Source organism: Tropicibacter oceani (assembly GCF_029958925.1).
Taxonomy (GTDB): Bacteria; Pseudomonadota; Alphaproteobacteria; order Rhodobacterales; family Rhodobacteraceae; genus Pacificoceanicola; species Pacificoceanicola oceani.
On sequence record NZ_CP124616.1, the window covers coordinates 3,605,279 to 3,625,211 of the forward strand.

Annotated in this window: 17 protein-coding genes and 1 tRNA gene; 11 read left to right on the top strand and 7 right to left on the bottom strand. The window is 60.6% G+C overall.

The window, feature by feature from the left end; translation table 11 throughout:
- The first annotated feature begins 177 nt into the window (after positions 1-177).
- The 11 genes from QF118_RS17265 to QF118_RS17315 all read left to right on the top strand — a co-directional run bounded on the left by QF118_RS17265 (position 178) and on the right by QF118_RS17315 (position 12,195).
- Positions 178-2,409 carry a DEAD/DEAH box helicase gene (locus QF118_RS17265; protein ID WP_282300276.1) on the top strand — a complete coding sequence of 744 codons (2,232 nt, stop codon included), beginning with the start codon at positions 178-180 and terminating at the stop codon, positions 2,407-2,409.
- A gap of 124 nt (positions 2,410-2,533) precedes the next feature.
- Positions 2,534-2,609 (top strand) — tRNA-Thr (locus QF118_RS17270).
- Positions 2,610-2,774: 165 nt separating this feature from the next.
- Positions 2,775-3,962 (top strand): tyrosine-type recombinase/integrase, encoded by a 1,188-nt coding sequence (locus QF118_RS17275; RefSeq protein WP_282300277.1) that lies wholly within the window; start codon positions 2,775-2,777, stop codon positions 3,960-3,962.
- Positions 3,963-4,031: 69 nt separating this feature from the next.
- Positions 4,032-4,892 carry a hypothetical protein gene (locus QF118_RS17280; protein WP_282300278.1) on the top strand — a complete coding sequence of 287 codons (861 nt, stop codon included), beginning with the start codon at positions 4,032-4,034 and terminating at the stop codon, positions 4,890-4,892.
- A gap of 96 nt (positions 4,893-4,988) precedes the next feature.
- Positions 4,989-5,204, top strand: coding sequence for a helix-turn-helix transcriptional regulator (locus tag QF118_RS17285; RefSeq protein ID WP_282300279.1), 216 nt, complete (start codon positions 4,989-4,991; stop codon positions 5,202-5,204).
- The gene (locus QF118_RS17290) at positions 5,188-5,604 is read left to right on the top strand and encodes a helix-turn-helix domain-containing protein (protein ID WP_282300280.1); all 417 of its coding nucleotides are present in this window, start codon (positions 5,188-5,190) and stop codon (positions 5,602-5,604) included. Before QF118_RS17285 ends, QF118_RS17290 begins: the two co-directional genes overlap by 17 nt.
- Positions 5,605-5,658: 54 nt before the next feature.
- The gene (locus QF118_RS17295) at positions 5,659-6,681 is read left to right on the top strand and encodes a site-specific integrase (RefSeq protein ID WP_282300281.1); all 1,023 of its coding nucleotides are present in this window, start codon (positions 5,659-5,661) and stop codon (positions 6,679-6,681) included.
- A 57-nt stretch (positions 6,682-6,738) separates the two neighbouring features.
- A complete protein-coding gene (locus QF118_RS17300) occupies positions 6,739-8,199 on the top strand; it encodes a class I SAM-dependent DNA methyltransferase (RefSeq protein WP_282300282.1) in 1,461 nt (486 codons plus the stop codon).
- Positions 8,196-9,383 (top strand): restriction endonuclease subunit S, encoded by a 1,188-nt coding sequence (locus tag QF118_RS17305; protein ID WP_282300283.1) that lies wholly within the window; start codon positions 8,196-8,198, stop codon positions 9,381-9,383. Before QF118_RS17300 ends, QF118_RS17305 begins: the two co-directional genes overlap by 4 nt.
- A 17-nt stretch (positions 9,384-9,400) precedes the next feature.
- Positions 9,401-11,725 (top strand): EcoAI/FtnUII family type I restriction enzme subunit R, encoded by a 2,325-nt coding sequence (hsdR, locus tag QF118_RS17310; RefSeq protein WP_282300284.1) that lies wholly within the window; start codon positions 9,401-9,403, stop codon positions 11,723-11,725.
- Between the two features lie 167 nt (positions 11,726-11,892).
- The gene (locus tag QF118_RS17315; RefSeq protein WP_282300285.1) at positions 11,893-12,195 is read left to right on the top strand and encodes a DUF6538 domain-containing protein; all 303 of its coding nucleotides are present in this window, start codon (positions 11,893-11,895) and stop codon (positions 12,193-12,195) included.
- Positions 12,196-12,474: 279 nt separating this feature from the next.
- On the opposite strand, the gene QF118_RS17320 is transcribed toward QF118_RS17315, so the two are convergent.
- The 7 genes from QF118_RS17320 to QF118_RS17350 are packed head-to-tail and all read right to left on the bottom strand — an operon-like array spanning position 12,475 to position 19,888.
- The gene (locus QF118_RS17320; protein ID WP_282300286.1) at positions 12,475-13,242 is read right to left on the bottom strand and encodes an SDR family oxidoreductase; all 768 of its coding nucleotides are present in this window, start codon (positions 13,240-13,242) and stop codon (positions 12,475-12,477) included.
- Entirely contained in the window at positions 13,239-14,273 is a 1,035-nt protein-coding gene (locus QF118_RS17325) for a zinc-dependent alcohol dehydrogenase (protein WP_282300287.1), read from the bottom strand. Before QF118_RS17325 ends, QF118_RS17320 begins: the two co-directional genes overlap by 4 nt.
- Positions 14,270-15,370 carry a mandelate racemase/muconate lactonizing enzyme family protein gene (locus QF118_RS17330; protein ID WP_282300288.1) on the bottom strand — a complete coding sequence of 367 codons (1,101 nt, stop codon included), beginning with the start codon at positions 15,368-15,370 and terminating at the stop codon, positions 14,270-14,272. Before QF118_RS17330 ends, QF118_RS17325 begins: the two co-directional genes overlap by 4 nt.
- Entirely contained in the window at positions 15,367-16,362 is a 996-nt protein-coding gene (locus tag QF118_RS17335; protein WP_282300289.1) for an ABC transporter permease, read from the bottom strand. Before QF118_RS17335 ends, QF118_RS17330 begins: the two co-directional genes overlap by 4 nt.
- A 3-nt stretch (positions 16,363-16,365) precedes the next feature.
- Positions 16,366-17,337, bottom strand: coding sequence for an ABC transporter permease (locus tag QF118_RS17340; protein ID WP_282300290.1), 972 nt, complete (start codon positions 17,335-17,337; stop codon positions 16,366-16,368).
- The gene (locus QF118_RS17345; RefSeq protein ID WP_282300291.1) at positions 17,334-18,854 is read right to left on the bottom strand and encodes a sugar ABC transporter ATP-binding protein; all 1,521 of its coding nucleotides are present in this window, start codon (positions 18,852-18,854) and stop codon (positions 17,334-17,336) included. Before QF118_RS17345 ends, QF118_RS17340 begins: the two co-directional genes overlap by 4 nt.
- A 59-nt stretch (positions 18,855-18,913) precedes the next feature.
- Positions 18,914-19,888 carry an ABC transporter substrate-binding protein gene (locus QF118_RS17350; RefSeq protein WP_282300292.1) on the bottom strand — a complete coding sequence of 325 codons (975 nt, stop codon included), beginning with the start codon at positions 19,886-19,888 and terminating at the stop codon, positions 18,914-18,916.
- Between the last annotated feature and the right edge of the window lie 45 nt (positions 19,889-19,933).

Genomic DNA, 19,933 nt, shown 5'->3' on the forward strand with positions numbered 1-19,933 from the left:
ACACAAAGCGGCGGCGCCCTTTGGTGCCGCCCCTGACGCCTTCTGGCGCGGATTTCACGCTGCAACGCGGCGAATTGGCCAACGTCTAACGCTGCGCATGGACATGCGGCGCGGTTTGCGCTATGGCCTGCGCTTCTGCCGGAATCTGGCATCCTTACCCCTCGGACACACCCTCCCATGATCTCTACCCTTTCTGACGCCCTCGCCGAGCGCGGCTATGACCAATTGACCGACGTCCAAGAGGCCGTCACCGCGCCCGAGTTGTCAGAGGCGGACCTTCTGGTTTCAGCCCAAACCGGATCGGGCAAGACCGTGGGCTTTGGCCTGGCCATCGCACCGACCTTGCTGGGCGAAGACGCCCGTTTCGGACCGCCTGCCGCGCCGCTGGCGCTGATCGTGGCGCCGACGCGGGAACTGGCCATGCAGGTGCAGCGCGAACTTGAATGGCTGTTCGGCAAGGCCGGCGGTCGCATCGCCGCCTGTATCGGCGGCATGGACGCCCGCCAGGAACGGCGCACGCTGGAACGCGGCGCGCATATTGTCGTCGGCACCCCCGGACGCCTGCGCGATCACATCATGCGCGGCGCGCTGGATCTGACCGACATCCGCGCCGTGGTTCTGGACGAAGCCGACGAAATGCTGGACCTGGGATTTCGCGAGGACCTGGAATACATGCTGGGCGAGGCCCCGCAGGACCGCCGCACGCTGATGTTCTCGGCCACGGTATCGGATTCGATTGCCAAGATGGCCGAACAGTTCCAGCGCGACGCGCAGCGGATTTCGACCATCACCGGCAAGGCGCAGCACGCCGATATCGCCTACCAGGCGATTCAGGTCACCCAGCGCGATGCCGAACACGCCATCATCAACCTTCTGCGCTTTCACGATGCGCCCAATGCCATCGTCTTTGCCAACACCCGGGCCACCGTTGCCCGCCTGACCGCCCGACTGGCCAATCGCGGGTTGTCCGTGGTCAGCCTGTCTGGCGAGCTGTCGCAGGATGAACGCAGCCACGCCCTGCAGGCGCTGCGTGACGGCCGCGCCAAGGTCTGCGTTGCCACCGACGTCGCCGCGCGCGGCATCGACCTGCCCAACCTCGAACTGGTGATCCATGCCGATCTGCCGCAAAACACCGAGGCGCTGCTGCACCGTTCGGGCCGCACCGGCCGCGCCGGGCGCAAGGGCATCTCGGCGCTGATCGTGCCGGACAAGATTTCCAAGAAGGCCGCGCGCCTGCTGAAATGGGCCAAGATCGAGGCCGAGTGGACCCACGCCCCCGGCCCCGAGGACATCCTGGCCAAGGACGAGGCCCGTCTGCTGGCCGATCCGGTCTGGAACACCGCCCCCACCGAGCAGGAGGCAGGCTTTGCCGCCAAGCTGCTGGCCGAATATGGCGCCGAAAAGGTCGCCGCCGCCTGCCTCAGCTTTTTCCGCGCCGGCCTGTCCGCCCCCGAAGAGCTGAACCAGCCCGAAGCCCGCGCCCCGCGCGAGGACCGCGGCGATTTCGGCCCCTCGGCCTGGTTTTCCCTGTCCATCGGCCGCGACAAGGGCGCCGAGGCGCGCTGGCTTTTGCCGCTGATCCTGCGTGTCGGGAACTTTGAAAAGGCCAATATCGGGCGCATCCGCGTGCAGGACCAGGAAACTTTTGTCGAATTGTCCGAAAGCGTGGCCGCCGATTTCCTTGGCAGCCTTGGCCCGGACGGCTTGCTTGAAAACGATGTCTTTGGCCGCCAGCTGGACGCCGAGCCCGCCGAGATCCGTCAACCCCCGGCCCATCGCGGTCGCCCTGCGCAGCCGCACCGCAAGGGGCCCGGCGGCGATCGGGGTGATCGTGGTGATCGTGGCGACAAGAAGCCCTGGCAGGGTAAGCCCCGCTCGGACGATCGCGAAAAACCCCGCGCCCCGCGCCCCGACCGCGCGGACAAGCCCGCCAGACCGGCCGGCGAAGCGGCCACCGCCCATCCCGCGCGCAGCGAACGTCCCGCTAGGGACGACAAACCGCGCGACGCCAAGCCCTATGGCAAACCGGCGGGCAAGCCCGCGGCGAAACGGGACGGCAAACCCTTTGGCAAGCCCGAAGGGAAACCGGCCGGCAAGCGCGACGCGAAACCCTATGGAAAACCCGAAGGCAAACCCGCCGCCAAGCGCGATGGCAAACCCTTCGGCAAGCCCGAGGGAAAGTCGTTCGGCAAAAGCGAAGGCAAGCCCTTCGACAAGAAGGGCGGCAAGCCTGCCGGCAAACCCGGCGCCAAGCCGGGCAAACCGCGGCCGGCCAATGCCATGGACACTTCGGTGCGCATGGACCGCCCGGGCAGCAAGGGTCCCGGCAGCAAGGGTCCAGGCAAAGGCAAACCGGTCAACCGGGGCGGCGATTCCCCCCTGCGTCGCAAACCCAAAAGCGACCGTTAAATCCGCGTCCCGGATGTGCGATGCAGTATTGTCCTTCGCACATCGCTCGGGTAAAACGCCGATGCGGCACGGGTCACCCCCTTTGCCGCAGCGTTGATGGCGCCACCAGCATCCATCATTCAGTGCCCCTATAGCTCAGCTGGTAGAGCAACTGATTTGTAATCAGTAGGTCCGCGGTTCGAGTCCGTGTGGGGGCACCACTTTCCAATCCGAACAAAGCCAAAGACATCCAGAAGTCCCTTCTGTATAAGGGTTTTCAGGCGAATGGTTGTCCAATCACGTCCAGCCTGGTCCCTTGGAATGCCCCCAGTTTGGGGGCTTTCTTGGGGGCATCGCCAGAACTTGTTTTTGGAGAATGCCCCCAGATGCCACTGAGCGACACACAAATCCGGAACCTGAAACCCAAGGCCAAACCCTACAAGGTTTCGGACTTTGACGGTTTGTATGTGACAGTGACGCCAAGTGGATCCCGGCTTTGGCATTTGAAGTACAGGATAGATGGGCGGGAAAAACGACTGTCTTTTGGGGCCTATCCAGCAGTCAGTCTGGTGCAGGCTCGCCAGTTGCGGGATGAAGCACGCGCGAAGCTGGCCAATAACGAAGACCCCGGCGAAACCAAACGACGACAAAAGTTGTTGGATCGGGAACGTCGCAGTCACACGTTCGAAGACCAGGCCAAGGGGTATATCGACAAAGCCCGTCGTGAAGGCCGCGCCCCTGCCACGATGGCCAAGACTGAATGGTTGTTGGACATGGCCTGCGCTGATTTTGGCAAGTGGCCGATAACGGACATCACATCGCCGGCGATCCTGACCTGCCTGCGCAAAGTCGAAGCAAAGGGCAACTATGAAACAGCAAAACGGCTGCGGTCAAAAATTGGTGGCGTTTTTCGGTATGCCATAGCAAACGGACTGGCTGAGACGGACCCGACACAAGCTTTGAAAGACGCGCTGGTCCGAGCAAAACCGACACCACGCGCGGCGATTACCGACCCCAAAGCACTGGGCGGGCTATTGCGCGCGATTGACGCCTTCGAAGGACAAACGACCACCCGGATTGGCCTGCAACTTCTGGCGCTACTGGCGCAACGCCCAGGCGAATTGCGCCATGCCAATTGGGCTGACATCGACCTCCAAGGGGCGGTCTGGTCTATCCCTGCGGAGCGTATGAAGATGCGGCGCCCGCATAGCGTGCCTCTTGCAGCGCCAGCGATGGAGCTGCTGAACGAACTTCATGAGATTACGGGAAACGGTTCGTATTTGTTCCCGAGCCTTCGATCCGTCAAGCGCCCGATGAGTGAAAACACATTGAACGCAGCTTTGCGACGTATGGGATATGGCGGCGATGAAATGACCGCCCACGGTTTTCGAGCGTGTTTCTCGACCTTGGCGAACGAAAGCGGGCTATGGCACCCTGACGCCATTGAACGGCAACTTGCCCACGTCGAAGGCAATGCGGTGCGGCGCGCCTATGCGCGCGGCGAACATTGGGAAGAACGCGCGCGCATGATGGATTGGTGGGCTGGATATCTGACGGAACTGCGGGCAAGCTGAGCTTCTTCGTTGAGTGAGGTCATTATGGCTTTTGGAAAAAATGAAAGAGAAGACCACCTAGAATGGGTCATGAAAAAGAAATTCGGGAGCTGGCTTTTCTGGTCCAAGCCCATTCCTGTCCACAGCATTGGCCCGACCAATCCGCATGCATTCGACGCCTTTGCTGATCGTTTGGATGAGTTGAAAGCCAAAGCAAGGCACGAGTTAGAGCAATTGAGTGATCTTGAACTAAGAGAATTACGGGTTGGACAAGCCCCTGAGTTCGCCGATCTGCGCTCATGGTTTTCAAGCTTACTTGGGGACGAGATCAAAAGCCTAGAGCGCAATCAACCGGTGTGGCTAGCAATGGGATTTGGGCACCCTGATGTCGCAGCAGACTACGACTATTGGGGTAAATTGAGTAGGTACAGCGTCTATGAGGCAACGATGCTGTCACTTGGGGTTGAGCCTTCCAAGTTTCCGGAACATCAGGCCCATTCCGCAGCTTCTCAGGAAGAGCCCACAAAGATGAACCCGCAAATGTTTCATCTAGGTCGACAAATGCGCCTTTTTCAGGGGCATTTTCCAGTAGGGCCTGGAGGGTACATGCCTGTTTCTCCTGTTTGGCTCAAGAAGCTGATAGACGAGATTGATTTGCAGGTTCCGGAAGCGTTCTACAGTCAGCTTGAAAAACGAACCCTCGCAATCCGATTGCCTGATGATCGACCTAGCCAAAGTCTTTCTATGCAGGAAAGGCAGTCTTTGCTTAGGCTGATCGCTGCGATGGCTTGTGAGCAATACCAATTTGACCCCAAAGCAACCCGCACAACAGCGATATCCAGCATCTGTGAAGACTTGGATCGGGTCGGTTTGAGTATGGACAACAAAACCGTTCGAAAGTGGGTACGAGAAGCAGCGGAACTGGTTCCGGCAGACTATTGGAAGCAATGACGCGAAGAGGATTCCTGTAGGAAAGCTGCCATTCCGGCTCAAACCATCTCGGACTTGCCAACATTTGCTTGAACGTCATCAGATTTAGGCAACCCAATGAAAAATCCGAGCTTCCCCCGCACCGGTTTTGTCCGGCTATCTCAGATCCTCGCTCCTGCTGGTCCTATCCCAGTGTCCAAATCCACTTGGTGGCAGGGCGTCAAAGAAGGGCGTTTTCCAAAGCCGCGCAAGCTTGGACCTCGCACCACTGTCTGGCACGCAGAAGACATCCGCGCATTGTTCGAGGATCGGGCTGATGGCGAAGCGTCTTGATCCCCGCCGACTGCGCGCCGTTCTAACCTACGATGTGCCGGAACTGGCGCGGGCGCTGGGCGTTACGCAAGGCACTGTCCGGGCAATGATCCGGCGCGGGTTGCCGACGCTGAACAGCCAGCGCCCGACCCTCATCCTTGGGTCGGCAGCCAAAGCGTACATCGAAGTCGCGAACGTGCAGGCAAGATCCCCACTCGAACCCGACCAGCTCTTTTGCCTCACTTGCAAGGCACCCCGGCACCCTTGGGGCGGTATGGTTGATTTGGTTCGCACGAGGCGCGCGCCGCGTATCGAAGGGCTTTGCGAGGTATGCGAGGGGAAATGTAGCCGCGTTGTCAGCGCGGCGAAAATACCGGAAATCGCCCGGATATTCGACCTCGCCACCAGTGACGGGAAATAACCCTAAGGGATACGCCCTGCCCCTATTGAAAACCACACAGCAAGAGGATCGAGCATGACCCGCAAAGTGAATGAGAAAAACGAGCGTATCAAACGCGCCTATCTGCATTACTTGCGCGAAGCCAAGCGCATGGACGAAACAACGTGCCGTCGCGCGGCTGAAGGCATCCTGAAGTTCGAGAAGTCCACCGGCTACAAGTGCTTCAAGAAATTCCACATCGACCAGCCACGCCGCTTCAAGAATGACTTGAGCGAAGAGGTCAGCCCCACAACCGGAAAGCCGCTTGGCAAAGCGACTGTCAGCGGTATTCTGCGGGCGAACAAGGCGTTCTTTCAGTGGCTCGCTGGGCAACCTGGGTACAAGTCCAGGATCAGCTATTCCGACGCGGAATACTTCAACCAGAACGCCAAAGACGCCCGCGCCGCCCATGCCCAGCGCGAGACGCCGTATCCCTCGCTTGAACAATGCCGCGCGGCTTTCGTAGCAATGCCGCAAAGCACTGAGATCGAGCGCCGAAACCGGGCGTTGTTTGCCTGCCTGATGATTACCGGGGCGCGGGATGGCGCGCTGTCGTCGTTTCGGCTCAAACACGTCGATCTGATCAGTGGTTCGATCTTTCAGGACGGGCGCGAGGTGCGGACCAAAGGGTCGAAGACCTTCAACACCTATTTCCTGCCGGTCGATCCGATATATCGCCCCGCTTTCGAAGAGTGGGTGACGTACCTCCGCACCGAAAAATTGTTTGGACCGGACGACACGCTGTTTCCCCCACCCCGCATGGGTGTTGGAAATGACGGCTTCCAAGTTCTTGGCTTGAAGCGTGAATGCTATGCCGGGGCCGGGCCGCTGCGAGAGGCCATCAAGAAGGCCTTCACCGATGCACATATGCCCGCCTTTGGCCCGCACAGCTTTCGCAAGACACTCGTGCGCTGGGCGGACAACCACTATCCCACCCGCGAGGCCTTCAAAGCCTTTTCCCAGAACATCGGTCACGACAGCGTTGTCACAACCGTCAGCGCCTATTGCCATGTCACGCAGGAACGGCAGGCGGAATTGATCCGCGAAACCACGCCTTGAGTTGCGCCGCCCTACCCCCTTCGCCATAGTACGAAAAACACTTGAAGACGGGCAAACATGTACGAAAACGCGTTCAACAAGATCGAAAAAGACCTTCGCGCCGAAGAGGGCATCGCCAATGAATTGGACTATGTTGAGCAAACCTCTTGGGTGCTTTTCCTGAAGTACCTGCACGATCTGGAAATCGAACGTCAGGACCGCGCCGAATTGGAGGGCAAGGACTACGCTCCGATCATCACCGGCAAATACCGCTGGGACAAATGGGCCGCGCCCCTGAAAAACGGCGCACTCGATCCGAACGCCATGATTGGCGACGATTTGACCACCTTTGTCGATCAGGACCTGTTCCCGCACCTCGCTGCCTTCCGCCAAAGCGCCGAAAGCCCCCAGACCATCCAGTACAAGATCGGCGAGGTCTTTACCGAACTGCGCAACAAGTTCCGTTCGGGCTATATCCTGCGCGACGTGCTGGAACAGATCGACAGCCTGGCCTTCAACACCCAGGAACAGCGCCACGAACTGTCCGAACTGTACGAAACCCGCATTCGGCGCATGGGCAACGCTGGCCGCAACGGCGGGGAATACTACACCCCGCGCCCCCTGATCCGCGCCATGATCAAGGTCACCGACCCAAAGATTGGCGAAACCATCTATGATGGCGCCTGCGGATCGGCGGGCTTTCTGTGCGAGGCTTTTGCCTACCTGACCACCAACCCCGATGGCACCCGCAAGGACGTTGGCAGCCATTGGGACACCTTGCAAAACCGCACCTTCTATGGACAGGAGAAAAAGGGCCTGGCCTATGTGATCGGGATCATGAACATGGTCCTGCACGGGATCGAGGCGCCGAACCTGATCCACTCCAACACGTTGAATGAAAACGTGATGGATATTCAGGAATCAGGCCGCCACGACATCATTCTGGCCAATCCTCCCTTTGGCGGCGGCGAACGGCGCGAGGTGCAGCAGAACTTTCCGATCCGCACCGGGGAAACCGCCTATCTTTTCCTGCAGCATTTCATCCGCAAGCTGCGGGCCGGGGGCCGCGCGGCTGTGGTGATCAAGAACACCTTCCTGTCCAACACCGACAACGCCAGCGTTGCCCTGCGCCGCGAACTGCTGGAGGCGGCGGAACTGCACACCATCCTTGATTGCCCGCAAGGCACGTTTCAGGGCGCAGGTGTCAAGACCGTGGTGCTGTTCTTTGAAAAGGGCGCACCAACGCGCGACATATGGTATTACCAGCTTGATCCCGGGCGGTCCCTGGGCAAGACCAACCCGCTGAACGACGACGATCTGGCAGAGTTTGTCGAGTTGCAGCGCACCCGCGCGAATGGGCCGAAAAGCTGGATCGTGGGTCGCGCCGATCTGGACGAGGACACCTGTGATCTGTCGGTCAAGAACCCCAACGCACCCGAGGCCGAGGCGCTGCGCAGCCCCGAAGAGATCATCGCCGACATGCTGGCGCGGGATGCCGAGACGGCGCAAATCCTCGAAGACATTCGGGGAATGCTGTGAAGGCTGGTTGGGATGTAAAAAAGCTCGGCGAACTTTCGTTTGTTGCCAGCGGTGGCACACCTCTCAAATCAACTGCTGAATTCTGGGACGGGGACATCCCTTGGTACTCATCGGGCGAGCTAAATGGCGAATTCACAATAGAGCCGAAAGACAGAATTACTGCTCTTGGGCTTGATAGATCGAACGCCAAGCTATTTCCCAAGGGGTCTCTATTGGTCGGCATGTACGATACGGCTGCGATGAAGATGGCGTTGCTTGATCGTGATGCTGCATTCAACCAAGCCGTCGCGGGAATAAAGCCAACACCGCGAACTGACTTACGATTCGTCAAGGCTGCACTTGAGGCGATCAAGCCGTCTATAATGGAGCAGCGGCGCGGGACACGTCAGAAAAACCTTAATCTGAAAAAGATCAAGGATATCGAAATTCCCCTCCCGCCACTCGAAGAACAACAGCGGATTGTTGCGGTTCTGGACGAGGCCTTCGAGGGTCTGGCCCGCGCCCGCGCCCACGCCGAAGCCAACCTCCAAAACGCGCGGGAGTTGTTTGAGAGCTACCTTGCGACGGCCTTTTCCGGAGATGAAGCAGGCTGGGATGAATGTGAGCTCAACGATCATGTGCGTTTCATTGACTATCGCGGGAAGACCCCACCGAAAACAGAAGTCGGTATAAGGCTGATTACAGCCAAGAATGTGAAGATGGGCTACATCCAACGTGAACCCGAAGAGTTCATTTTGGAAAGTGCTTACGAAGGATGGATGACACGCGGTTTTCCAAAACTAGGCGATGTCTTGTTCTCGACCGAGGCACCGCTTGCAAACGTTGCACAATTGGACACTGAAGAAACTGTCGTTATCGGTCAGCGATTGATCACTATGCAGGCAGATGAAGACGTTATTTTGGCGGAGTTCTTGAAATTTTCACTGATGGCACCCCCCATGCAATCCGAAATTCACAGACGCGGCACAGGCGCAACTGTAGTTGGTATCAAGGCAAAGCTGCTAAAGACAGTGCCTTTGAGGTTTCCGAAGAACCTTGATCGCCAACGTGCAATCGCAGCGAATTGCCAGAGCGCCTATGATGATATGGAGCGACTTGAAGAAGCATTTAGAGGCAAGCTTCAAGACATCGACGACCTTCGCCAATCCCTTTTGCAAAAAGCCTTCGCGGGCGAATTAACATGATGTAACGAGTAGACCTGATGAGCATTCACGACGAAACCGAAGCCGATACCCGCGCCGAGCGCATAGACCCCGTTTTGGCGGCGGCGGGCTGGGGGCAGAATGGTTCCAGGGTGCGACGTGAGGTGATCTGTCCCGGGCGCATTCAATCAGGCGGCACGCGCGGCAAGGGGCTGTCTGCTGATTATGTCCTGATCCACAAGGGCCAGAAGCTCGCTGTGCTGGAGGCCAAGCGCGCGGGCCTAAGCCACCGCACCGGCGTCGGGCAGGCCAAGGACTATGCCACCCGTCTTGGCTCGCGCTTTGCCTATGCCTCGAACGGGTTGGGCTGGTATCAGATCGACATGACCACGGGGGCCGAGGGCGACCTGGCCCTGCCCTTCCCCTCGCCCGATGATCTTTGGAACCGCACCTTTGCCACCCCGAACCTGTGGCGCGACCGGTTTGGCGCGGTCGACTTCGAAACGGACGGCGGCAAGTGGGAGCTACGCTATTACCAGCACAATGCGATCACGGCGGCGCTGGAGGCCGTGGCAAAAGGCGACCGGCGGATCCTGCTGACGCTGGCCACCGGAACGGGCAAGACCTCCATCGCGTTCCAGATCGCGTGGAAGCTGTTTCAGGCCAAGTGGAACCTGTCGGGCGACCCAGTGCGCCGCCCGCGCATCCTGTTCCTGGCCGACCGCAACATCCTTGCTGATCAGGCCTATAACGCGTTCAGCGCCTTTCCCAACGATGCCGTGACCCGGATTGATCCCGCGACCATTCGCAAGAACGGCGGACAGGTTCCCAAGAACGCCAGCCTGTTCTTCACGATTTTCCAGACCTTCATGACCGGCGAGGGCGAAGAGGTTTACCGCCAGTACGCCCCGGATTTCTTTGACTTCATCGTGATCGACGAATGCCACAGGGGCGGCGCGAACGACCAAAGCGAATGGCGCAGCCTGCTGGAGTATTTCGAACCGGCCTATCAGCTTGGCCTGACCGCGACGCCCAAGCGAAAGCATAACGCCGATACCTATGCCTATTTCGGCGAACCGGCGTACACCTATGCCCTGAAGGACGGGATCGAAGACGGCTATCTGACCCCGTTCAAGGTGCGCCAGATGGCCAGCACCATCGACGAATACGTCTATGACGGCTCGGACGAGTTGTTGGCGGGCGAGGTCGAGGAAGGCACCAGTTTTACCGAAGGCGATTTCAATACGCGCGTGGTGATCGAAGAACGCGAACGCAGCCGCGTGCGCGAGTTCTTGCAGGCCATAGACCAACGGCAAAAGACCCTGGTGTTCTGCGCGACCCAGGATCACGCTGCCTTGGTGCGGGATTTGATCAATCAGGAAAAGCGCAGCAATCATCCGGATTATTGCCACAGAGTGACGGCAGAGGACGGCGCGATTGGGGAAAAGTGGCTGCGCACCTTTCAGGACAACGAAAAGACCATCCCGACGATCCTGACCACCTCGCAAAAGCTGTCCACGGGTGTCGATGCCCGGAATATTCGGCACATCGTGCTGATGCGTCCAGTCAAGTCGATGATCGAATTCAAACAGATCATCGGGCGCGGAACACGCACCTATGAGGGCAAAGACCACTTTACGATCTGGGATTTCGTGAAGGCGCACCTGAACTTCAATGATCCCGAGTGGGATGGCGAGCCATTGCCCCCAGACGAGCCAAACGCCCCAAGAGAGCCGACACCCTCGCCCGAACCGACCGATCCGAATGACCCCAGCGGGACGGAACCAAGTAACGAGCCGCCGATTGAAAAAATCCGGATCAAACTGTCGGACGGCAAGGAACGGGAAATCCAGTATATCGCGACGACCACCTACTGGAGCGCGGATGGCACTCCCATGTCTGCCCAGCAGTTCCTTGAGCAGCTTTTCGGAGACCTGTCAGGGTTGATTGAAAACGAGGACCAGTTGCGCCGCATCTGGAGCCATCCCGACACGCGTATGGAATTGATCAATCAGCTTTCGGATCGAGGCTATGACGGCGAAAAACTGGAAGACATCCGAAGGTTGGTGGACGCCCCGCACAGCGATCTATTCGATGTATTGAGCTACATTCTGTACCAGAACGAGAAGCGTTCACGTCACGAACGCGCGGATTTTGCGCGGTCTGACATGGCTGGCGAAGAAAACGAGGAACTGAAGCAGTTGCTGGTCGGTGTCCTTGGCGCCTATGAAAGGAACGGGACGCGTGAACTGGCCCTTCCGAAGTTGGGTGAGTTCCTGACGGCAAGGTATGGTCGCGTATCCGAAGCCAAGGCCAAATTGGGTGATCTTTCTGCGATCAAGGCAGCGTTCTTGAAGGTTCAAGAAGCGCTCTATCGGCAGTAAATAGGATCTCTGGGGGCATTATTGGGGGCACTATGAGAAAACCGCAAAAATAACCTACACCCTATCAATAACTTAATGCCGCAATCACAGTCCGTGTGGGGCACCACTGCACCATATAATCCATTGTTTTTCCTCATCTTTATATGATGATGGAGCGGCCGCGGAACATGGCGGAGAACAACCCTGGCGCCCGCACATTTGTCAAAGATGGCGTCTTCTACTTCGTGAGACGCGTCCCGAAAGACCTGCGACAGCACTACACCTCACCAAAAACCGCGTATTCTCTTCGCACCCGATCTGTTTCTGTAGCTGCGACCTGGGCCGACAGAGCAGCGCAAAAGCTGGACGACTACTGGCATCACCTCAGGATCAAGGACAGCGATCTTCCGGGCAAACACATGCTACGGCAGGCACAGAACACCAACGCAGCCCCAATGGTCTGGGAAGCAACGCCTGGTACCCAGCAATAATCCGTGAAGCTGTCCGAAGCCGTCGCCATCTACCTTCGCTTGAAAGGAACAGGGCGTCCGGTGACCTTCCACAGAGCCGCTGAGCGGTCCTAGGGGCGGGCTGAACTGGCTATGCGATAACGAGGCTTCAATTGTCCAATCCAGATGAAACTGACCAAGATCCAAGGCTCAAAACACAAGGGTCAGAACCCTGAACGCAAAGCTTTCCCCCTGATTTCGTTGACTTCTGCATTTCAGATTTTAAGGCCACGCGACACTCACTGCCGGCACCGTGAAACCCTAGCGGCCCATCCAGCCCCCATCGACGACGAGAATCTCTCCGTTGACATAGTCCGAAGCCGAGGAGGCAAGGAAGACCACTGGTCCGGCGAAATCCTGCGGCTTGCCCCAGCGCCCCGCGGGGATCCGTTCAAGGATGGATTTCGAACGGTCAGGATCATCCTGCAACGCCTGTGTGTTGTCTGTGGCGATATAGCCCGGTGCGATGGCATTCACGTTCACCCCCTTGCCGGCCCATTCGTTGGCCAGCGCCTTGGTCAGCTGGCCGATGCCGCCCTTGGAGGCCGCATAGCCTGGCACCGTGATGCCGCCCTGGAAAGTCAGGAGCGAGGCGGTGAAGATGATCTTGCCCCGGCCGCGTTCCACCATGCCACGCCCGATCTCGCGGCTTAACACGAATTGCGCCGACAGGTTCACCTCGATCACCTCGTCCCACCAGTCGTCGGGATGCTCGACCGCAGGCTTGCGCTTGATGGTGCCCGCGTTGTTCACAAGAATGTCTGGCGCGATGCCGTCGCTCTCCAGTTGCGCGGCAAAGCCGGTCACCGCGGCGCGGTCCGAAAAGTCGCATTGGTAAGCGGTGAACTTGCGGCCCAGCGCGGTGACCGCCTGTTCCACCTCGGACCCCGGGGCCAGCGAGGCACTGACCCCAACGATATCGGCCCCGGCCTGCGCCAGCGCTTCGGCCATGCCGCGCCCGATGCCGCGCTTGGCACCGGTGACGACGGCGGTCTTGCCGCTCAGGTCAAATGATTGAAGGACGTTCATGCAAGCTCTCCTACCTTGATCAGGCTTTTCAACGCGGTCGGGCTGGCGTCCAGCGACTCGAAGGCCTGCTGGATTTGACCCAGCGGGCTGACATCGGTGATCACCGTGTCCGCGTCGATGGCGCCCTTTGCCACCAGTTCGATGGCCTTGTCGTAGTCCTGCGGTTCATAGACCCGCGCGCCGATCAGCTTCAACTCGCGCCAGAAGAACTGGAACATGTCGACCTGCGGCTTCGTCGCATGGATCGCCACCATGCAGATGCGCCCGCGCGTCGCGGCCACGGCGGTCATCGCATCGACACCGGGTTGCGTGCCCGAGACCTCGAAGACGACATCGGCGCCCTTGCCGCCTGTACGGTCAGTGATCGCCGCCTTCAGGTCGACCCTGGCGGGGTTGACCGTATCGAACCCGAGTTTCTCGGCAATAGCCAGCCGATTTTCGTTGACCTCGGAGATCACGACCTTGCCGCCCGCATCCCGCGCCACCATGGCGACCAGCACGCCGATGGGCCCACCGCCGATGACGACCACGTCCTCGCCCGGTTGCACGCTTGCCATGCGCACGTCATGACAGGCTACGGCCACCGGTTCGATCAGCGCGGCATGGTCCAGACGCATGTCGTCGGGCAGCACATGCAGCGTATGCGCAGGCACGTTCCACAGCTCTTGCATGGCGCCATCGGTGTCGAGGCCGAGGAACTTGAGTTTGTGGCATATGTGCTGATGCCCCGCGTTGCAGGCCGGGCAATCGCCGCAGTGGTCCAGCGGGCGCACCACGACCTTCTGTCCCTTGGCAAAGCCGGTCACGCCCTCGCCCAGGTCTTCCACCACAGCGGACAGCTCGTGCCCGACAATCCGGTTCAACCCGACGCGGGCGTCCATGTTGCCGTGGTAGACATGCATATCGGTGCCACAGATGCCGCAATAGGCGATGCGCAACTGCACTTGGCCCGCCGCGGGCGGCGGCGCGTTGGCCTCTTCGACGGCAAAGGTCTTGTTCCCGCGGTAATAGGCGGCGGTGATGGTGCTCATGCTTTCATGTCCTCATGTGCTGAATTCAGTTTGTCCCAGTCGAATTCCACGCCCGTTCCAGGCGTATCGGGGGCCACGGCCATGTGATCCTCGACCACCAGCGGGCGGCGGGTGTAGGCGTCGATCGGGAAAGAGTGGACCTCGATCCAGCCGGCGTTGGGCTGCGCCGAGACGAGGCTGACGTGCAGCTCCTGCATCCCGTGGCTGCAAACAGGAAGCCCATGCTTGCGGCTCAGCTCGGCCACCTGAAGCCAGCCGGTGATGCCGCCGCAATTGCTGGCGTCGGGCTGGATGAACGACAGCCGGGCATCGGCAAAGGCGTATTCGAACTCGTGGATCGTGTGCAGGTTCTCCCCCATGGCCAGCGGCATCCCCGTCGCCTCGGCAATCCGGCCATAGCCTTTGTAGTCGTCCGGGATCGTCGGCTCCTCGAACCATGTCAGGTCAAAGGGTTCAAAGGCGCGTGCCGCTTCGATGGCCTGCTCCACGCTCATCGCGTAGTTGGCATCGACCATGAAGGCCACGTCCGGCCCGATCAACGCACGCACCGCCTTGATGCGGGCGACGTCCTCGGCCAGCGTGGGCTGGCCGATCTTGATCTTCACGCCGTCAAAGCCGCGCGCGAGGTAGCCGCGAATACTGTCGAGAAGTTTGGGCAGGGGAAAGTTCAGGTCGATCCCACCGGCATAGGCCCGGCAACGGCGATCCGCGCCGCCCGCCATCTTCCATAGCGGCCGGCCAGAGCGTTTGCCGCGCAGGTCCCAGAGCGCGATATCCACCGCCGAGATCGCAAAAGACGCGATGCCGCCGCGCGCCACGTAGTGCACATGCCATTGCATGGCCTCGTACAGCGCCTCGACGTCTTCGGCATCACGGCCCACCAGGAACGGCGCAAGGTCATGGGTGATCATGGCGACAATCGCATGGCCGCCCCGCCCACCGGTATAGCTGTAGCCGGTGCCTTGGCTGCCGTCTTCAAGTGTCACTGTGGCGGTGATCAGTTCGAAATGCGTGTGGTCGCCGTGTTTGGCATCGCTCAGCACCTCGGCCAGCGGCACGTTGAACAGCCGCGCTTCGACCTTGGTTATCCTTGTCATATCGTGGTTCCCTTGGATCGGCTGGCCAGATGGCTTTGCAGCAGGATCACCGCAAAAAGGAACCCGCCCCGGATGACCATCTGCCAATAGGCGCTAAGGCTGATGACGCCCCGCCCGTTTTCGAAATTGAGAATGTTGAAGACCAAGCCCAACAGAAGCGCCCCGGCGACCGTCGCCCCGACCGATCCCATGCCGCCAGTCAGCAGCGTGCCGCCGACCACGACCGAGGCGATGGCCGAAAGTTCCCAGCCCACGCCTTCCAGCGGCTGGCCTGCGCCAAAGCCCGAGGCCAGAAAGACCCCCGCCAGCCCGCCACAGGCCCCGCTGAGCGCGTAGACGAAGACCTTGGCGCGGGTCACGTCCAGCCCCATCATGGTCGAGGCGTCCTCGCCCCCGCCCACGGCCAGCACCGTGCGGCCCAGCGAAGTGCGCTCCAGCACGATCCAAAGTGCGATGACCACGACAGCGGTGATAACGATGGTCCAGGGCAGAATGCCAAAGGCCTGCTCCATCCCCAGCCTGGTGAAGTTCGAGCCCCAGTCGATGGAGATCGTCTGCGCCCCCGAGATCACCAGCGCCCCGCCCTTGGCCCCCAGCATGGTGGCCAGCGTGGCGATGAAGGGCGGGATGCGCATCGCCACCACGAAAAGCGCGTTCAAGCCCCCTATCGCCAGCCCCGCCAGCACCGCGCCGGGCAGCGCCACCTGGATGCCGTAGGGCGACAGGTAAGCCGCCACAACCGACGTGAAGGCCGCGACCGAGCCGACCGAAAGGTCGATGCCGCCAGTCAGGATGACAAAGCACATGCCGACCGAGATCACGATGAACATCGCGTTGTAGTTCAGAAAGGACGAGATGTTGTAGGCACCGCCGAAATTCTCGTAGCGAATGAGGCCAAAGAGGATCATGGCGACCAGCGCCACCCAGACCCCGAAGGAATGCCCGCCGCCGCGCAGATAGCGCCGCAGGTCGAATGCAGTGTTGTCCAGCATGCTTTACTCCTTGCGCGCCTGTTGCAGGTAGACGGCGGCGATGATGATGCCCGCCTTGGCGATCAGCGCGACTTCGTCGGCGATGCCATTGGCCAGCAGGGTGTATTTCACCAGCTGAATGATGACTGCGCCCAGCACCGCGCCAAAGATCGGCGCCCGCCCGCCTTGCAGCAGCGTGCCGCCCACAACCGCCGCGGCAATGGCGTCCAGTTCCATCAGATTGCCGATGCGGGCCGCATCGGAGGCCGAGTTGATCGCCACGACGATCAATCCGGCAAGGCCCGACAGCCCGGCGCAGATCACGTAGGCCCCGATCTTGACCCGGTGCACCGGGATCCCGGAGAGCCGCGCCGCGCGCTCGTTTCCGCCCACGGCCAGCAATTGCCGGCCAAAGACCGACCGCGTGACGACCCAGAACAGCACCACGGCGATCAGCAGCACCAGCCAGCCCTGGAACGGCAGGCCCAGCACGCGGCCGGTGCCAAGATAGCTGAACGACGGGTTGGTGAAGGTCTGCAGGTTGCCATTGGTCAGCACCTGCGCCAGCCCTCGCCCCGAGATGAAGAAGATCAGCGTCGCGACGATAGGCTGCACGTTCAGGACGCTGACAAGGACGCCGTTGAAAATCCCGCAGCACAGCGCGACAACGATCGGCACAAGGATCGACGCCGCCAGCCCCAGGCCGGGGTTGGCCGTTGCGAAATCCGACAGGAAGATCAGCGGCGCCAGCGCGCCCGACAATGCCATCACCGCGCCGACGCTCAGGTCGATGCCGCCGGTGGCGATCACCAGCGTCATGCCCATCGCGACGATGGCGATGGTTGCCACCTGGCTGATGTTGACGAAAAGCGTCTGCGCCTGAAGAAAGTTCGGCGTCACGGCAAGGTTGAACAGCACGATCACAACAAGCGCCAGCAAGGCGCCGTGGCGGGAGGGGTCGAAGCGGCCCCGCATCATGGCAAGCGTCTGGGTCACGCGGCGCTCCTTTCGTGATGATGTGCGATGGCATTGATCAGCGCGCTTTCGGTCACACCGGGGTTCTGCAATTCGCTGACCGATGTGCCATCCTGCAGCACCACGATGCGGTCGGCGCCTTCCACCAGTTCCTCGAATTCCGAACTGATGAGCAGCACCGCCAGCCCGTCGGCCACCTGTTTGCGGATGATCGACTGAATCTCGAATTTCGCCCCCACGTCGACGCCCCGGGTGGGTTCGTCGAGAATCAGGATTTCCGGCTCCAGCGCCAGCCAGCGGGCCAGCAGCACTTTTTGCTGGTTGCCGCCCGACAATTCGCGGATCGGCTGCTCCATGCCCGAGGTCTTGATCTGCAAGGCATCGATATAGTGCTGCACCAGCTTGCGCTCGCGTTCGCGGTCGACGGCGCCCATGCGTTTCAGCTTTGGAAGCAAGGCCAAGGTGATGTTCTCGCGCACGGACATATGCGGGATGATGCCGTCGGCCTTGCGGTCCTCGGTCAGGAACCCCAGCCCTAGCGCAATGGCCTGTGCGGGCGTGTCCAGCGACGCGCCGGAATGGTGGCGCACCTGGCCTTCGGTCAGCGCATCGAGGCCGAAAACCGCGCGCGCCGCCTCGGTCCGGCCCGACCCAAGCAACCCGCCCAACCCCACGATCTCGCGCTTGCGGATGGTGAAGGACGTGCCGCGAAGACCGGTCTTGCTGCGCAGCCCCTCGGCCTGCAACAGCACCTCGCCGGGGTCGCCGTGACCACCGGACAGTGCTGTCAGGCCCGCGGCCTGGATTTCGCTCGCGTCGCGGCCCAGCATTTCGGAAACCAGCCCCAGCTTGGTCGTCTCGGCCACATCGTGCGTGGCCACAGTCTGGCCATCGCGCATGATCGTCACACGGTCGCAGATCTGATAGAGTTCGTTCAGGAAGTGCGAAATATAGAGCACCGCGACGCCCGAGGACTTCAGACTCCGAACCACGGAAAACAGCGTCGCGATCTCCTGATCGTCAAGCGAGGAAGTCGCCTCGTCCATGATGACCAGCTTGGCATCAAGCGATACCGCGCGCGCGATGGCAACAAGCTGCTGGATTGCGGTTGAATAGCTGCCCAGCTGCCGCGTCACGTCCACGTCGACACCGAAGCGCGCGAGGATCTCGCGGGTGCGCGCGTGGGCGGCCTTCCAGTCGATCAGGCCAAGCCGTGTGCGCGGCTCGTACCCCATGACGACATTCTCCGTCACGCTGCGCAAAGGCACGAGGCTGAGTTCCTGGTAGATCGTGGCGATCCCGGCATCCTGCGCCTCGCGCGGGGTGGTGATCGAAAGCGGCGCACCGTTCATCCGCACATCACCTGCGTCGCGGCGATAAACGCCGGTCAGGATCTTGATCAGCGTCGATTTTCCGGCGCCGTTCTGGCCGATGATCGCGTGCACCTCGCCCGGGCGGATGGCAAGGCTGGCATCCTGCAAGGCGATGATACCGGCAAAGGATTTCCCGATGCCCGTCATCTCGATGAGGTCAGTCATGTGGTATCCGATCGTGATGAAATCCGGAGGACGCGCGCAGCGTCCTCCGGCGAAAGGCCTCAGTAGGCTTCGTCGATGTGGTCGGCCGCGTTGTCCTGGGTAAAGATGCGGTCTTCGACCTGAACCCAGCCGGGGATTTCTTCACCGGCGGCGTATTTCTTCATCACTTCGCAGGCCAGCGGCCCGAAGAATGGCGAGCTTTCCACGGTGACACCCATCTTGCCGTCGATGATCGCCTGAAGCGCGTCGCGGGTGCCGTCGATCGAAACGATGGTCACGTCCTCACCCGGCTTGCGGCCCGCCAGCTCCAGCGCCTGGATCGCGCCAATCGCCATTTCGTCATTGTGGGCATAGACCACGTTCACGTCAGGGTGCGCTTGCAGCAGCGTTTCCATCACTTGGCGGCCCAAATCACGGGCAAAGTCGCCGGTTTGGCTGGCGACGATCTCGAACCGGTCATCCTGTGCGATGCGGTCGTCGAAACCTTTCTTGCGGTCGTTGGCAGGCGAGGAACCGGTGGTGCCTTCAAGCTCCACGATCACTCCCTTGTCGCCGTCGAAGTTCTCGATCAGCCACTCGGCTGCACGCTCGCCCTGGTCGATGAAATCGGACCCGAGGAAGGCCACGAAGTGCTCACCCGCCTTGGCGACGTTCGGATCGACCGAGCGGTCGACGAGGAAGGTGGGAATGCCCGCGGCCTTGGCCTTCATCACGGCGGGGATCAGGGGCTTTTCCTCGCGCGGGGGCAGGAAGAGTACGTCAATGCCTTGGGCGATCATGCTGTCCACGTCAGCCACCTGTTTCGCGGCAGAGCCCGCGGCATCCGTGGCGATCAGGTCCCAGTTGCAGGCCTTGGCGGTGTCGTGGAACGATTTGGTTTCCGCGATGCGCCAAGGGTTGTTGGATTCCATCTGCGCAAAGCCGACCTTGTAGCGGTCCTTTTGCGCCAGTGGCGGGGTTTCTGCCCCTGCAATCCCGGCAGATAGTGCAATCAGACCGGTCAGTGCCGACCCGAGAATGATACGTCTTTTCATGTGTCTTCCTCCCAAAAAAGCGGCCATTTCTCCTCGGCCGCAGCG